The sequence below is a fragment of the Bifidobacterium simiarum genome (assembly GCF_002802905.1).
Lineage (GTDB): Bacteria > Actinomycetota > Actinomycetes > Actinomycetales > Bifidobacteriaceae > Galliscardovia > Galliscardovia simiarum.
This window is the reverse complement of record NZ_PEBK01000002.1, coordinates 223,460-240,236: the sequence shown is the minus strand read 5'-3', so window position 1 is coordinate 240,236 and position 16,777 is coordinate 223,460. Positions and strand designations below refer to the sequence as shown.

9 protein-coding genes are annotated in these 16,777 nt (G+C 63.7%); 4 read left to right on the top strand and 5 right to left on the bottom strand.

Annotated elements, in window-relative coordinates; translation table 11 throughout:
* Positions 1 to 25: 25 nt before the first annotated feature.
* The 4 genes from CSQ87_RS03070 to CSQ87_RS03055 all read right to left on the bottom strand — a co-directional run bounded on the left by CSQ87_RS03070 (position 26) and on the right by CSQ87_RS03055 (position 6,132).
* Positions 26 to 1,111 (bottom strand): aldo/keto reductase, encoded by a 1,086-nt coding sequence (locus CSQ87_RS03070; protein WP_243388810.1) that lies wholly within the window; start codon positions 1,109 to 1,111, stop codon positions 26 to 28.
* Positions 1,112 to 1,595: 484 nt separating this feature from the next.
* A complete protein-coding gene (locus CSQ87_RS03065; protein ID WP_423734769.1) occupies positions 1,596 to 3,425 on the bottom strand; it encodes an ABC transporter ATP-binding protein in 1,830 nt (609 codons plus the stop codon).
* A 268-nt stretch (positions 3,426 to 3,693) separates the two neighbouring features.
* Positions 3,694 to 5,442 (bottom strand): ABC transporter ATP-binding protein, encoded by a 1,749-nt coding sequence (locus tag CSQ87_RS03060; protein ID WP_423734768.1) that lies wholly within the window; start codon positions 5,440 to 5,442, stop codon positions 3,694 to 3,696.
* Between the two features lie 228 nt (positions 5,443 to 5,670).
* Entirely contained in the window at positions 5,671 to 6,132 is a 462-nt protein-coding gene (locus CSQ87_RS03055; protein ID WP_100512390.1) for a MarR family winged helix-turn-helix transcriptional regulator, read from the bottom strand.
* A gap of 253 nt (positions 6,133 to 6,385) precedes the next feature.
* On the opposite strand from CSQ87_RS03055, the gene CSQ87_RS03050 reads away from it, so the two are divergent.
* A complete protein-coding gene (locus CSQ87_RS03050) occupies positions 6,386 to 7,858 on the top strand; it encodes an amino acid permease (RefSeq protein WP_100512389.1) in 1,473 nt (490 codons plus the stop codon).
* Between the two features lie 724 nt (positions 7,859 to 8,582).
* Here CSQ87_RS03050 and CSQ87_RS03045 read toward each other — a convergent pair.
* A complete protein-coding gene (locus CSQ87_RS03045) occupies positions 8,583 to 10,829 on the bottom strand; it encodes a zinc ribbon domain-containing protein (protein WP_100512388.1) in 2,247 nt (748 codons plus the stop codon).
* A 455-nt stretch (positions 10,830 to 11,284) separates the two neighbouring features.
* On the opposite strand from CSQ87_RS03045, the gene CSQ87_RS03040 reads away from it, so the two are divergent.
* The 3 genes from CSQ87_RS03040 to CSQ87_RS03030 all read left to right on the top strand — a co-directional run bounded on the left by CSQ87_RS03040 (position 11,285) and on the right by CSQ87_RS03030 (position 16,586).
* On the top strand, positions 11,285 to 12,286 hold the full coding sequence (locus tag CSQ87_RS03040; RefSeq protein WP_100512387.1) for an alpha/beta fold hydrolase: 1,002 nt from the start codon (positions 11,285 to 11,287) through the stop codon (positions 12,284 to 12,286).
* 109 nt (positions 12,287 to 12,395) lie between these two features.
* Positions 12,396 to 13,808, top strand: coding sequence for a pre-peptidase C-terminal domain-containing protein (locus CSQ87_RS03035; protein ID WP_133122330.1), 1,413 nt, complete (start codon positions 12,396 to 12,398; stop codon positions 13,806 to 13,808).
* Between the two features lie 600 nt (positions 13,809 to 14,408).
* Positions 14,409 to 16,586, top strand: a complete 2,178-nt coding sequence (locus CSQ87_RS03030) for an Ig-like domain-containing protein (RefSeq protein ID WP_133122329.1) — start codon at positions 14,409 to 14,411, stop codon at positions 16,584 to 16,586.
* The last annotated feature ends 191 nt before the right edge of the window (positions 16,587 to 16,777 follow it).

The window sequence follows — 16,777 nt, the reverse complement described above, 5'->3', positions numbered from 1 at the left end:
ACACGGGTTGGAAACTGGCTGAATCTTACCGAATCGTGTTCGACTCCATGTTCAGATACCGCAGTTCGCCGTCGGTCAGCCGCAAGGAGGTCGCGGCGAATGAATCCTCGATCTCATGCGGATTCCGGGCGCTCGGGATGGTGAACAGACCCTCGTATCGGGTCAGTTCCCAGGCGAGCGTGACCCGCTGGTACGAGCAGTCGCGTTCGGCGGCCACGTCGCGGAACCGGTCGTACGCCCGCTGATTGACCGGATCGAGAAACCCACCCAGCGGACTCCAGCAGACGAACGCCAGTCCCAGATCCCGGCAGTGCGCCATCGTGTTTTCGGGATCGGGGTAGGAGGGGGAGAACTGGTTCTGCACGGCCACCAGCGAATCGCCCAGTACGTCGCGGGCGATGTCGATCTGCTCGGTATTGACCCGGGAGACGCCGACGTATCGGGTGACGCCCTCGTCGACCAGCTTCCGGAACGCGGCCATCTGATCCTCGTAGGGGATCTGCGGATCCGGGCCGTGCGAATAGATCAGGTCGAGCGTGTCCACGCCGAGACGGCGGGCCGATTCGCGGGCCTGGCGGGCGATGGTGGACGGGCGGCCGTCGGGCACCCAGCCGTACCGGCTGCCCTCGGCCTGGAAGACCGGACGGACATCGTCGTCGTTGGACAGCGGGCGGAAGTGGGGGTGGGATTTGGATTTGCCGGACTGTGACGGGCTGGACTGTGTGGTGCCGGGCCGTGACGTATTGGACTGTGAGTTGCGGAAGGGGGAGGGGACGACCCGATATCGGGGGAGGACCGCGGTGTCGGCGATGTCGCAGGACCGCCAGAACCCGGTTTTGGTGGCGATCAGGACTTCGTCGCGCGGACCGTCCCACGTCCGCAGGGCCTCTGCGACCAGCTGTTCGCCGTAGCCGAAGTCGGCGGACGAGCCGAACGGGGCGCGGGAGGGTAGATAGTATGACCACGCGGTGTCGAGATACCGAACGCCGGCGTCGAGACCGGCGTGGATCGTGTCGATCGCCTCGGCACGGTCCGCAGGCCGCCCTTCGATGGCCAGTGCCATCGTGCCCATGCCCAGCCTTGGCATGTCGAATCCCGCCAGTCGCGCCATATCCGTCCCCTCTCGCATCGTTGCCGTGTTGCTCGGCGTCTTGCTGCCGACTTGTGTTGCCGGTGTCTTGCGTTGCCGGCTCGATCATGCTCCAGCATAGGCGATATGCGGGAGTCCGCGTCGGACTCCGGTCTGTCATAGGCGACGCGACCGCATAACCGCGTAATCTATCAGCCTTGCATCGTCCAAGGCCCCTCATCAGTCTGCCTGCGGCAGCCAGCTTCCCCCAAGGGGGAAGCCCAATGCGGTCCTAAGCGAAGTGGCGAGAGACGAGACCGTCCGCATGGCCCGCATCATGCCCCCGCCGCGGGGATGCCGCAGGAGACCGACAACGCCGACTATGGTCTGATGGGCCGTGCCCCCGCTGGCGGGGGCTGGCGAGCGGACGCGAGACTGGGGGTGGTCGAGCGCCCGTCCCTGACCTTCCCCGGTCTGCCCGCGGCAGACGGCCGCCGCCCGCGGGGCACGAACGGATGAGACGCGATCAGGCGGCCAAGGTGGCGAACTGGCTGTTGTACAGGTCGGCGTAGAAGCCGCCGTCGGCCAGCAGCTCGTCATGCGTGCCGCGTTCGATGATGTCGCCGTCCTTCATCACCAGGATCATGTCGGCGTTCTTGATCGTGGAGAGACGGTGGGCGATCACGAAGCTGGTACGGCCCACGGTCAGCTGGTCCATCGCCTTCTGGATCAGCTCCTCGGTGCGGGTGTCGACCGACGATGTGGCCTCGTCGAGAATCAGGATCGGCGCGTCCTGGATCATCGCGCGGGCGATGGTGAGCAGCTGCTTCTGGCCGGCCGAAAGACTCGTGTTGTCGTTGAGCACCGTGTCATAGCCGTCGGGCAGCGAGCGGATGAACCGGTCGAGGCCCACGGCGCGGCAGGCCTCGCGCACCTGCTCATCGGTCACGCCCTGCTTGTCGTAGACGATGTTCTCGCGGATCGTGCCCTCGAAGGTCCACGTATCCTGCAGCACCATGGCGAACTGGTTGTGCACCTCGCTGCGCGGCACCGACTTCGTGGAGACGCCGTCGATGCGGATGTCGCCGCCGTCGAGATCGTAGAACCGCATGAGCAGGTTCACCATCGTGGTCTTGCCGGCGCCGGTCGGGCCGACGATCGCCACCTTCTGACCGGCCTCCACCGTGGCGCTGAAATCGTGGATCACCGGCTTGCCCGGTTCGTAGCCGAAGCGTACGTGGTCGAATTCCACGTCGCCGCGCAGACCGTTGCCGTCACCCGCCTCGGTGGTGATATGGCGGCCTTCCAGCGCGGTCTCGTCGCTCATCTCCGGCTCCTCGAGGAAGCCGAACACGCGCTCGGAGGCGGCGGCGCAGCGCTGCAGGTTCTGGAACGCCTGCGCGAACTGGGAGAGCGGCTGCGTGTACAGGCGGATGTACATCATGAACGCCACGATCACGCCGAATTCGATGGTGCCGTTCATGGCCAGCGCGGCGCCGACCACGCACACGGCCACGTAGCCGAGATTGCCGATGAACTGCATGATCGGCATCATCAGGCCGGAAAGGAACTGCGACTTCCAGCCGGAGACGTAGAGGCGATCATTGTGCTTCTCGAACTGGCGGATGGAGTCGGCCTCGCCGGAGTACGCCTTGACGATCGTATGGCCGGAGTACATCTCCTCCACATGGCCGTTGACCTCGCCGAGTGCGAGCTGCTGGAGCGTGAAGTACTTCTGCGAGGCCTTCATGATCACCATCATGATGATCAATCCGATAACGCTGACACCGATCGCGGTAAACGTCATTACCACATTGTTGGTAAACATCATGATCAGCGAACCGACGAACAGGGTGATCGAGGTGATCAGCGAGCCGAGGGACTGGCCCAGCGTCTGGCCGATCGCGTCCACGTCGTTGGTGATGCGGCTGAGCACGTCGCCGTAGCTGGTCTTGTCGAAGTACTTGAGCGGCAGACGGTTGATCTTCTTCGAGATCTCGTCGCGCAGACGCTGGGCCGTGCGCTGGGTGACCGTGGCCATGATCCAGCTCTGCACGTAGGTGAGCAGCGCGTAGCCCACGTACAACGCCACCAGCGTCACGCAGATATGGGTGACGGCGTCGAGGTCGATCGATCCGGCGATCGGACGGCCCTGTACCATGGCGGGCAGCCCCTTGGTGATCTCGTTGGTGACGTCCTTGAGTTTGTCCGGTCCGATGATCTGGCAGACCGTGCCGGCCGCGCCGAGAATCAGCGCGATGATCATCGCGGGGAGATACCGCTTGCAGAAGCGGACGAGTTTGCCCATGATCTTGCCGAAGTCCTGCGGCTTCTCCGCGGCCCGGCGTGGTCCCATAGGTCCTGGCATGGTAAAAATCCTTTCCTTGTGCCTTCCCCTTGAGGGGAAGGTGGCCGTCGTAGACGGTCGGATGAGGTGATGAGCGAAGCGTTCTTCAGTCGGTCGTCGTGGTCTCTGATTCTCGTGGCCGACGACTGGCTGGGATGGGCCGGCGTGTGGTTCGCGATCGTAGGCTAGGAGCCGGCTTGCCCAGCTCCGGGGCCGAACGGCCTTGAGTGTATCGCGGGCCGCACGCCGGCCCAGCCCCCGCACGGCATCGAGTTTCTTATGCGGCGAGCTCGGATTCGCTGAGCTGGCTTTCGGCGATCTGACGGTAGACCTCGCAGGTCTCCAGCAGCTCGCGGTGCGTGCCCTGACCGACCACATGCCCGTCGTCGAGCACGATGATCTGGTCGGCGTGCATGATCGTGCCGATCCTCTGCGCCACGATCAGCTTCGTCGAATCGGCGCATTCGCGGGCCAGCGCGTCCCGCACCTCCCGGTCGGTGCGGAAGTCGAGCGCAGAGAACGAGTCGTCGAACACCATGATCTCCGGGTGACGCCATACCGCGCGGGCGATCGACAGTCGCTGCTTCTGACCGCCGGAGACGTTCGATCCGCCCTGCGCGATGTCCGAGTCAATGCCGCGCGGCATCTTGTCGACGAATTCGCTGGCCTGCGCCACGTCGATGGCGGTCTCCACACTATCCGCGGTAACGCCATTGCCCGTCGATCGCGCAATTTCCTTACCGGATTCGGTTACGTTGTTACCGGAAGAGGAGGTAATGGCCGCACTGTCGCCGCTACCGCTACTGTCGCCGTACGCCACGTTGCTCGCCACCGTGCCCTTGAACATCACGGACTTCTGCGGCACATACCCGATCCGATCCCTCAGCGCGGTCAGCGTGTAGTCGCGCACGTCCACGCCGTCCACGAGCACCTGACCCTCGGTCACGTCGTAGAAGCGCGGGACCAGATTCACCAGCGTCGACTTGCCGGAGCCCGTCGAACCGATGAACGCCACCGTCTGACCCGGCTCCGCCTTGAAGCTCACATGCTCCAGCATCGGTTCACGCGAATCCGGGTAGGTAAAGCTCACGTCGCGGAACTCCACCTCGCCACGCAGCTCGCGACCCTCGGCGTCGCGCTCGCCGGAAGTGCGTTCGCCGTCGGTCACGGTCGGCTCGGTGTTCAGCACCTCGAGCACGCGTTTGGCGGAGACGTCGGCGCGCGGCCACAGCACGAACACCATGCTCATCATCAGGAAGCTCATGATCACCTGCACGGAGTAGCTGGAAAACACCACCATGTTCGAGAACAGCGTGAGCTTGTCGGCCATTCCGGCCGCGTCGATCAGGTAGGCGCCGATCCAGTACACGGCGAGCATCAGACCGTTCATCACGGTGTTCATCAGCGGCATCATCACGCTCATCGCACGGTTGGTGAACAGCTGCGTACTGGTGAGATCGTCGTTGGCGCGATCGAACTTCGCCTCCTGATAGTCCTCGGCGTTGTAGGCGCGCACCACGCGCAGGCCGGTCAGGTTCTCGCGGGCCACGCGGTTGATGTTGTCGGTGAGGGTCTGCATGGCCTTGAACTTCGGCATGACCAGCGCCATGAGGATGGCGATGGCGGCCAGCAGGATCACCACGGCCACGCCGGTGGCCATCGTCCATTCGAAGCCCTTGCCGGCGATTTTGGCCACGGCCCACACGGCCATGATCGGCGACTGGACGAGCAGCATCAGACCCATCGTCACGAACATCTGGATCTGGGTGATGTCGTTCGTGGATCGGGTGATCAGGCTGGCCGTGGAGAAGCGGTTCATTTCGGCCGGGCCGAACGATTCGACGCGGGCGAACTCCAGGGAGCGCAGACGCTGGCTGAACGAGGCGCCGACGCGGGCGGTGATCAGGCCGGTGAGCGCCATGCAGGCCACGGCGCCGAGGGAGACGGCGAGCATCTTGCCGCCGGCCACCCACACGTCGTGCATTTCGCTGCCGGGGGTTTCGACGAGGCGGGTGATGTCGGCCATGTAGTCGGGCAGTTCCAGATTGAACCAGATCTGCGCCACGGTGAGCAGCAGGCCGACGAACAGCTGCCCCCATTCGGCTTTGGAGAGGTATTTACAGATGGTGATCACGGTATATCCCCCTGTGTTTCCTTGTGTTCCTTGTGTTTGTTTTCTAGTAATTATTGTTTACGGTGTTCAAGATTGGTCATCAATAAACCCCGGCCATACCGGGGCTGTGGCGTCAGGCCGTCAGATCGCGCAGGGCGGTCCTTCCGGCGGCTCGGGGAGACCTTCGTCGCGCATGTAGCCGGCGAATTCCCGGCATCGGTCGAGGAACTGACGGGTGTGCTCCTCGCCCATGCGCTCGAAGACGCGGACGAATCGGTTGTGGATCTCGGTGAACGACTGGTGGTCGACCTCCCGCCCCTTGTCAGTGATGCTCACCAGCACGTTGCGGCGGTTGGACGGATCGGTTTCGCGGACGACCATGCCCTTTTTCTCCAGACGGTCCAGAATCGCGGACACGCGTCCCGGACTCACGCCGAGCGTATCGGACATACGGCCCGGGGTCAGCGGGGTGCTGGACACGGCCAGCATGTGCAATGCCGGCAGTTCGCCCTTTGCGCCGCGGTTCACCGAGTCGATGCTCTTGCCGCGACTGCGTACGGCCAGCTCGAACATCTCGTCGACCGCGTCCTCGGCATATCCCATGACGGCCCCTTTCCGAGAATCTGCGGGAATCCCCGGAAAGTCCCTTGGGTTCCTTCCGAGAATCCGATGTGTTCATCGATCTCGGTATATTTTCTACCACCAATATTTTATAGTGTCAAATATCGGGTTGGGGTGTGGCGGAGACTGGTGAACGTGGTGCGGCGGGGACGGGGTTCGGGGACCGGAGACGCAGCCTGACAAGCCATACGGCTACGCTCGTACACGGTTGCCAACTGAGAGAGAAGGGATCCCTATGGCTGAGAAAACGTCCGCGAAGCCGCGCGAGACCGACGATGTGCCGGTGCCCGCGACGCTGCGCAAGCAACTGAAGAACCGTCACATCCAGCTGATCGCCCTCGGCGGCGCAATCGGCACCGGCCTGTTCTACGGCTCCAGCGAATCGATCGCACTGGCCGGTCCGTCCATTCTGCTCGCCTATCTGGTGGGCGGTCTGGCGATCTTCATGATCGTGCGCGCGCTGAGCGAAATGTCGGTGGAGGACCCGAAGGCCGGCGCGTTCAGCTACTACGCCACCCGCTACTGGTCGAAGCGTGCCGGCTTCATCAGCGGCTGGAACTACTGGTTCAACTACATCCTCGTCTCCATGGTGGAGCTCGCCGTGGTGGGCAGCTTCGTCAACTACTGGTTCCCGAACATCCCCACCTGGGTCTCGGCCGCGGTGTTCCTCGTCGTGATCTGCGCTGGCAACCTGCTGGGCGTGAGCAAGTTCGGCGAATTTGAATTCTGGTTCGCAATCATCAAGATCGTGGCCGTGATCGCCATGATCCTCGGCGGTCTCGCGGTGCTGGTGCTCAACCTGCCCACCGCGTCCGGCGTGCGGGCGAGCTTCGCCAACTGGTTCACGGTCGGCGGCGGATTCCTGCCCAACGGTCTGATGAGCCACGCCGGCGACGGCTCGTGGACCGGCCTGCTCATGGCGCTCGTCGTCGTGATGTTCAGCTTCGGCGGCACCGAACTCATCGGCATCACCGCCGGCGAGACCGAAGACCCGCAGCGCACGATTCCGCGGGCCACCAACGACATCATCTGGCGAATCCTCGTGTTCTACATCGGAGCGCTCGGCGTGATCATGGCCGTCGTGCCGTGGAACACCATCGACGGCAAGACCAGCCCGTTCGTGCAGATCTTCGACTCCGTCGGCGTGCACGCGGCCGCCGGCATCCTCAACTTCGTGTGCCTCACCGCCGTGATGAGCGTGTACAACTCCGGCCTGTACGCCAACTCCCGCATGCTGTACTCGCTGGCCAAGCAGGGCAACGCGCCCGCGTACCTCGGCAAGCTCGACAGCCGCGGCGTGCCGGTGGCCGGCGTGCTCACCTCCGCCGTGATCACCGCGATCGCCGTGGTGGTGGTGTTCGTGTGGCCCGAGTTCGCGTTCAACTACCTGATGTCGATCGCCACCATCGCCGGCATCATCAACTGGACCATGATCATGATCACCGAGATGAAGTTCCGTCGCGTGGCCTTCGCCGGCGAATCCCCGGCCGATTCCTCGCTGGCCGGGCTTTCCGGGCAGCAGGCGCTCGACGCGATCCACTTCAAGCTACCGTTTGCCAAGGTGACCCCGTGGGTGGTGCTGGCGTTTTTGGCACTCGTGGTGGTGCTCATGTGCTTCTCGCCGAGCTACCGCGTGGCCGTGGTCGCCGGCGTGATCTGGCTGATCGTGCTGTTCGTCGCCTCGCAGATCGCCCACGGTCGCCGGTAGGGGCCAATAGTAGGTTTTCGCCGTAGCCGGCAGGCCCCGGTGGCGATCGCAGCCGTGGGCCCAGGTGGCAACCACGGATGGTAGGTAGACCTTGCGCCTTCCCCTCGGAGGGGAAGGCGGCCGTCGTGGCGATCCCGAATAACGATGATTTGGGACCTATCTCCATTCTGCGGGTCGATTTGAGGACCTTGCAGACACCTATCTCCATTCTGAGGGCCCCTCAGACCCGCCGCCGCTGGATAATCCGCGCCAACGCCATTGGAATTTCAACGATCCCGCATCTTCTCTACTTCGCCAAGTGCCCGCAGAACGCAGTTAGGTGTCTGCATATCCCTCAAAAGTGCCCGCAGAATGGAGATAGGTGCGTTTTGAGAGGTCTATGAGCTGAAATCGGCCGGGAGGCGTGGGACGGGAACGTGGTTGTCTCACTGTGGGATTGTATGCGTGGACTCAGGTGAGTCGTTTTTTGGCTTCGCTCTTTGGGGGAAGCCTGTTGAATCTCCCTTGGCGGTATGCAAAGCGGGATGGGCGGATGGGTGGTGAGCGACCGTAAGATAGGAGCCAGCTTGCTGGCTCCGTGGCCGAATGGCCTTGAGTGTGTCGATCATCACCCATCCGCCCATCCCCGGCACCCATCCGCCCGTTCCCGTGGCCGAGCCCTGCCGTGGTTCAGCACAGGCTCAGCCGCGGACACGACTCAGCCGCGGACACGACTCCGCCATGGTCACTGCATGGCCGGGGCGTCGTCAACCAGATTCTTCAGGGTCGGCGGAATGGTGGAGGTCAGGGGGTCGCCGGTGCCGCGGTTGCTCGTCGGATACCTGAGCTGCACGCCGACGATCCTGCCGTTGTTCAGCACCTCGCGCTCGTAATAGATGTAGCCGCCCTTCTCGTAGCTCACGTACAGCGACGGCGACGCCACCAGCTCGTAGGCGATCGGCACGCCGGCCGCTGCCTTGCGCACGCCCAGCTCCTCACGAGCCGACAGTCCCTGCGCGTTCGACTTGCCCCAGACGGTCACCTCGATGCCGGATCCGATGTACTGGGTCTGGTGGGCTTGGGCGGAGTCATCCGAGGAGGCGATCTGCCTGAAATTACTGGGCAGTGCGATGCTGAGGCCGTTGGCCGTATCGGTGAACGTGGTGTAGGTGGACGACGGCGGCACGGAGGAATCGTTGGCCGCGTTCCACGACGAGCTGCCGCTGCTGCCGTTCGAGCTGCCGCTGTTCGTGCCGCCGGCACTCTCGCCCGCGGACATGCCGTTGTCGGTATTGGTGCCGCTTGACGACTGTTCGTCGGTCGCGCCGGAATTCGCCGAAGCCGAAGCCGAGGCGGAAGCGGAGGACGACGCCGAAGGAGACGAGGATTCCGCGATCACTGGTCCGAGCGATTCGATGATGGTCACCGTGGAGCCCTTGGCCAGCCGCTCGCCCGATTCCACGCGGTACAGGCCGACGTACCGGCCCTTGTCGAGCGCATTGTGCTCCTGCTTGACCTTCACGGTGAAGCCGGCCTTCTCCAGCTGGGCGACGGCGTCATCGGCCTGCTCGGCCTGAATGATCGGCACGCTGACCAACTGGTCGGTCGGCCCGGAGGACTGACCTCGGAGCATCATGAACGCGCCGATGCCCAGTGCCACGACGACCAACGCCGCAATGGCCACGATGATCGGGGTGCGGCGTCGCGCCGATCGGGAGGCCGAGACGGCGTCGACGGCCGCAGCGCCCGAGCCGGCGGAACCCGAGGCGCCGAACGAACCGGACGTGCCGGACGTACCGAACGCATTGGAAGCGCCGGACGAGTCAGGGCGGATGACGAATTCGTTCGAAGTGCCGGTGCTGAAATCGCCGAAATCAAAGGCGTCGGAACCGTTGGCGTGGTTGTCGGTGGTCTGACCGTAAGCGCCGGTGCCGATCGGATTGCTCGGGCCCTCCGGACCATTGCCGGAGGCCGGACCGCGTGAGCCCGCCTTGCCGGAGCGGACGAATCGCTGGCCCAGCGCAGCGAGACCATGGCCCAGCCCGGAAGAGCCATTGCCGGAAGCTCCGGCGGCTCCGGCGGCGGCATTGGTCGCGAGCCCGGCCGATTTGCCTGAAAATCGGTTGGTTTTACGGATCCGATCGGTCACGCTGGAATTGGGGACGATCGGATTGAACCCGGCCTCCTTCATGCTGACCGGATCGAATACCGCGGTATTGACGAGATCGTTGAACATCGGCGAAGGGGAGCTGGCGGTGTCGGTGGGATCTCCGTCGCCAGGGTTGTCGGCGTCGACGTCGGCATCGCGGTGATCATCGCCCGTTTCGTCGGATCGACCGGCTGGCTGATTGCCGAGCAGTTCGGTCTGGGCCGGCTGATCGGCAATCGACTGATCGGTTTGGTCTGACTGACCAGAGTTGGGGGACTGGAGGGGCTGGCCGTTCGATTCGGACTGATCAGGCTGACCGGACTGATCAGTCCGGTCGGAGTCGGGGGACTGGGTGATCGGTGCGGCATGTGTGATTGGTACGGTCTGTTCAGACTGATCGGCCGGATCGTGCTGAACGGTCCGAACGGACTGATTGAAGTCGTAATGCGTGACTACGGTCGCCGCGGGATCGGCCTCAGCTGAGGATCCCGCCGTTCTGGCTGCTGCCGGCTCGACGGTCGCGTCCTGCTGCGATGGCTGCGATGCATCCTGCTGCGGTGTCGCCGGCTGCGCGGTCTGCGGATGGGACGTCTGCGGCGCCTGCGGATTGTGCTGCTGCGGCGCCTGCGGCGTCTGCGAGTCCTGCCGCCCGGCCTGTCCGGCGGACCGCTCCGTGGCGTTCACCAATCGGGACAGGTGCGGGCTCTCGTAGGTGTCGCCGTACAGATTCAGCAGTCCGATCGAATCGTCGGTCGGCTGATCGGCGGTCGAACGATCCCACCCGCATTCCGAGCAGAACCGGTCCTCCTGCTGAAGCTCATAGCCGCATCGCGGACAACGCATATCGTCTCCTTCTCCGCGCATGATCTCCTGCGCCTTGCACGCACTCTTCCGCGCTCTTGTTCCTCGCGCAGCCCACGCAATGCGGTCTTCCGCACGGCATGGCCCGCTGCATGCCGCCGTTGGCACGGACCTGCGCCGCCGGTGGCTCTCTGCCGTCCATCCTAAACGATGCCGGTAACGATTCAGCATGATGTTTCACGTGAAACATCGACGGCTGTTTCACGGTTCCGACTGTCGAAATTGCGGTATAACGGAACCTGACCGCACTGTCATCAACCGGACAAGGCCGAGTATCGGCCGGATAAAGTCAGGTGCCAGCCGGACAAGGCCGGGATGTGGCGGTGGTTCCGGGCGGATTCGGCTGACGGTGAGGTTGTGGAACTGGTCGGACGATACCGACGGGCGATATCGATGGAACAGCGTCGAAGAACGGCGAACGCAAAGGGGCATAGGGGATGGCAGTACGACGTAATGATCGCGGTGGCGATGATCGCGGCGGCAAAGCGGTAGACGATGGGATTGGCAACGCCCGGACCTTCTGCGGACCGTTCCGCCGGACGCCGGCGTTCGGGCCGTTCGACACCCCGGATTTTCTGCGGACGTTCGCGATCCCCGTCACCGTCGGCGATCTCACCGCGTTCGGCACGCACAATCTGGAGACCGCCGATCGCGTCTCCCTGTTCATCCCGGGATTCACCGGATCCAAGGAGGATTTCATCCCGTTCTTCCCGACATTGTGGAGTGAGGTAACGCGGCGGAGTGAAGTGCTGCGGCGGGATGGGGTCGAGCCGTCCCGTGCGATCGTCGCCTACTCGCAGCGCGGTCAGGGTGATTCCGCGGCCCCGCATGAGCCGGGAGCTTACGAACTCGAGGATTTCGTGGCCGACGGATGCGAGGTGCTGGAGCGGCTCGGCGGACGGGAGCGGCCGATCGATCTGGTCGGTCACAGTTTCGGCGGGGTGGTGGCCCGGCGTGTGGCGATCCGCTGCCCGGAGATGGTCCGGTCGCTCACGTTCTTCGATTCGGGCGCGCAGCCGGTGAAGAGCACGCCGATCATCAAGGTGGGGCCGGCGATCATCCGGGCGATCGGCACGAAGGCGTTGTTCCCCGTGTTCCGGTGGGGAATGCGCGACCTGCCGCAGAAGGACCGGCTGGCCGAACTGTTCCGTCAGTGCATGCACGCCTCGTCGAAGTATCATCTCGCGTCGGTGGCGCGGTTCATGACCGATTTCGACGACGTGACGCCGGATCTGGCGCGGTTGCGCGAGTCCGGCATGCCGATGGCCATGCTGTATGGCGAGCATGACGACGTGTGGCCGCACGAGGTGTACGAGCGGGAGGCCGAGAAGCTCGACATCACGCCGATGGTGATGCCCGACGCCGCGCATCTGGCGCAGGACGATCAGCCCGAGGAGTTCGCCCGCTGTCTGGTCAGGTTCTGGGATCGGTGCCGATGACCACGGTTGAGTCGGATTGGGCTTTTTTAGTCGGGGGGGGGGGTGAAAGCATGAAGCCGAAACCCGCATGTGATTTGCGGGCGAGGAAGATGAGGAAAAGAGGTTTTCGATGAGAAACCAACATACCCCCGGTCGTTGGGGTGCATGGGGCCGTCTTGCGGTGGCCGCCGTCGTTGCGGTCGGCATGTTCGCGCCGATCTCGGTCGCCAATGCGGCGGAGGCCGAGACCCCGGCAGCGGAGCAGTCGGCTCAGTCGGCTCCGACCGCATCCGCGCAGCCCGCGCAGACTACGCCGTCCGCACAGTCCACTCAGCCTGCGCAGTCTGGCGAGGCCGCTGCCACGCCGATCGCGGGTAACGCTTCGGCTAGGAACAATACGAGCATGAGCCGTGCCATCGCGATTCAGGTCAATCGCATGTACGATCTCATGGATAGTAGCAAAGACGCTGGTAACGATGTGTGGTACAGGTTCACCATCAAACGTCCTGGTGTGGTCAAGGTGCAGGGCTTGAACGATAGGTATGCGTACCCGTCGCTGTTGGATTCTTCCGGCCGTGTACTGTTCAAATACGATTACTATTGGGGGCCTGGTATAACCTCCTATGGTTACATCGGCGTCGCAGCCGGAACCTATTACTTGAAGATCAGGACCAGTGATTGGCGCGGAGAGACCGGCGGATACAGTCTGAAGGTCGGGTATTCCGCAACGTCGAATTGGGAGACCGAGTGGAACAACGATCGTGCCAGCGCCGATGTCCTGACTCTCGGCCGCACGCTGAACGGGTCGATCTGGGGTAATGAGGACGATGGAGAACAGGACTGGTACCGGTTCACCCTGTCCAAGGCCACCAAGGTGCAGATCGCGCTGCGTAGCGTACCTGATAGTAATGCCAATATTTCATCTTGGACCGCCCGAGTGTATGCTCCCAATCTCTCTCAGATCGCAACATATACGTGGACGGGCAATAAGAACGGGCGTGATGGTGTGCTGACGCTGGCCCACGGCACCTACTACATCCGCGTAACCTACAGTAAATGGTACAAGAATTTAATCGATGATAGTGGTGCCCTCAACCCGATGGCCTATACGGTGTCGGTGCGTCCATGGACGGTGACGAAGGTGCCGGTGTACCGCGTGTACAACCGTCGTTCGGGTCTGCACCACTACACGAGGAACGCCTCCGAGCGCAATATGCTGGTGAGTCTCGGCTGGCGCAACGAGGGCACGTCGTTCATCACCGTGCCGGGCAACACGTCCGGAGCCAAGCCGGTGTACCGCGAGTACAACCGTCGTACCGGTAATCACAACTGGACGATGAACAAGAAGGAGCACGACATGCTCGTGCGCCTCGGCTGGAAGAACGAGGGCGTCTCCTGGTATGCGCCCAGCTCCGGCAAGAACGTGTACCGCCTGTACAACCGTCACTCCGGCGAGCATGTGTACACGATGAGCTACGGCGAATACGTCGCCGTCCAGCGTGCCGGCTGGAAGGGCGAAGGCGTCGCGTGGAAAAGCCTGTAATTGAAGGCACTGACTTCAATCAGGCTTTTGCGAAGGGCCGTCGCCACCAGCGGCCCGAAGCCAGCAAAGCGCTTGCCGTAAGGCAAGTCCTCAATTGCGGGACGAGCCTGTGACGACGGTCTTCTGAGCTTCCCCCTCTGGGGGAAGCCAAGGTGCTTTCGTCATGCCCCCGCTAGCGGGGGCTGTCGGCGGAGCCGACTGGGGGTGGTCAAGTCCCGTCGCATGGCGGTTCGACCACCCCCAGTCCGCCTTACGGCGGCCAGCCCCCGCCAGCGGGGGCACGGGCTGTGGGTTGAAACGCTGCTTGTCACCTCATCAGTCAGCCTGCGGCTGCCAGCTTCCCCTCAAGGGGAAGCCTGGGCGCTTCGGGCCTTCGCTCGCTTATTGGTTTGCCCACAACGGAGGGCGGCATGTGTTGTCCGACCGTAAGGACTTGGCCTGAGCGGCCCGGAGCGCGTCGGACAACACATGCCACCCTCCGCCAAGCGAAGCAATCTCCCTCCTCGACACCGCTTCCGTCTTCGGCAATGCGGACGGGATAAACTATCGGTGAGTACAAGAGGTTCACCGGCGTCTGCCGGGACGGGAGTAATCACCATCATGAAGAGGCAAACACTGCGTCGTGTTGTCGCCGTCGCCGTTTCAGCAGCCATGCTGGGCGGATCCGCGATCACGATGAGCACCGCGTGGGCGGACGACACCGACGGCTCATCCGCAACGGCCGCCCAGACCCAGCCGGTCACCATCACCGCGTCGGACACCACCACCGATGTCACCCCCGATACCACTACCGACAGCGAGGCGGCCACCCAGACCGAATCCGAGGCCGCGGCCCGATCCGCCAACGCCTCCGGCTCCGCTGCTGATGTTTCAGGCTCCGCCTCGGCCAGCAAGGCCGGTGTCTCCAGTCTGGGCGTCACGCTCGGCGACGGCGTCACCGTCTACGTCAACGAGACGCTGAACCAGAAGACCGTCCGGTCCGTCGCACTGAACCATGTGATCAAGTGGCGCAAGGACGCGCTCAACGACAGTCGCATCAAGATCCGTCTGGGCATCAACGGCGTCACCTACCAGTACTCGGTGCGTGACTATCTGAAGCAGATCGGCATGTCCGAGCAGGAGTATCTCTCCCCGAAGTGGTCGAACGAGCTGGAGCGCATCGCCACCCAGCGTGCCGTGGAGGCCGCCGATTACGAGCTGGGCCACAATCGTCCGAACGGGACGAGCTGCTTCACCGCCACCTACAACGGGTATCAGGCGTTCGGCGAAATCCTCGCGTGGGGCGGCCGCGACATGGCCTACGCGATCGACAATCAGTGGGCTTCCGAAAAGTCCGACTACATCAATCTGCTCAACGGCAAGCCGGCCGGACAGGTCGGTCATTACGTGCAGCTGATCCAGCCGGACGTGCGGTGGTACGGATTCGGTCAGGGCACCAGCCCCGACTGGGGGACCACCTTCGCCGGCGAGACCTCCTCGAGTCTGCGGTACAACTACACGCAGGGCGCCACCAACTGGCAGGGTGCCAAGACCGTTGAGGTCAACGTGGCCCAGGCCCTGCTGAACCAGGGCGTGAAGTCGAATCTTGGCACGATGAACGAAGGCACCTCCGTGCAGGCCGTGGCCAAGCTGCGGTACATGTCCGGCCGGTACGAGTTCCGCGGTACGTGGTCGTCGTCCAACCCGTCGGTCGCCAGCGTGACGGCGGGCGGTAAGGTGACCGCGCTGCGTGCCGGTACCGCCAGCATCCGCGTGACCGATCAGGGACGGACGTACAGCTTCCCGGTGATCGTGAAGGCCGTGCCGAAGACCGTGACTCTGACTTACTCCGGCAACGGCGCGACCTCCGGTTCGGTGAAGACGACGTCCGGCAAGAGCGGGCAGAAGGTGACCGTGGCGGCGAACGGATTCGCCCGCAGCGGCTACACGTTCACCGCGTGGAACACCCGCGCCGACGGCAAGGGTCTCTCCTACCAGCCCGGCGCCTCGATCGTGCTGCCGCTGACCAACACGACGCTGTACGCGCAGTGGAAGAAGAACCCGGCGGCCCCGACGATCCGTTCGATCGACCCGGTGTCGGTGACCACGACCGCAGGAACCGCGCCGAAGCTGCCGAGCACGGTGACCGCCACCTACACCAACGGCGCGCGCAAGACCGTGGCGGTGACGTGGCCGTACATCTACTCGGGCCAGTATGCGAAGGCCGGATCGTTCACGGTGAATGGCACCGTGGCGGGGACCAGCGTGAAGGCGCGTGCGACGGTGACCGTGAAGGCCAAGCCGAGTGAGCCGTCGCAGCCGTCGAAGCCGACGCAGCCGACCGTGAAGCAGGTGCCGGTGTACCGCGTGTACAACAGGAACTCGGGTCTGCATCACTACACCACGTCGGCCGCCGAGAAGAACATGCTCGTGAAGCTCGGATGGCGCGACGAGAACCGCGGAAGCTCCTCGTTCATCACCGTGCCGAAGGGCACCGCCGGGGCCAAGCCGGTGTACCGCGAGTACAACCCGAACAGTGGCAACCACAACTGGACGATGAGCCTGGGCGAGCACAACACGCTCGTGAAGCTCGGCTGGCGTAACGAGGGCATCGCATGGTATGCGCCTTCGAGCGGCAAGCCGGTGTACCGCCTGTACAATCCGACGCGCTACTACAAGCCGAAGAACGGTCGCGGCAACGGCGGCGGCGAGCACGTATACACGATGAGCTACGGCGAATACGTGGCCGTCCAGAACGCCGGCTGGCGTGGCGAGGGCATTGCCTGGAAAAGCCTGTAATTGAAGGCACTGCCTTCAATCAGGCTTTTGCGGAGGGTCGCTGTTACCGGCGGTCCGGAGCCAGCAAAGCGCTTGCCGTAAGGCAAGTCCTCAATTGCAGGAACAGCCTGTGATTGCTGGGCTCTCCTCTTGTAATTGCCGGGGCTTCCCCTCAAGGGGAAGCCCACAGGTAAGACTGACTGATGTGGTGA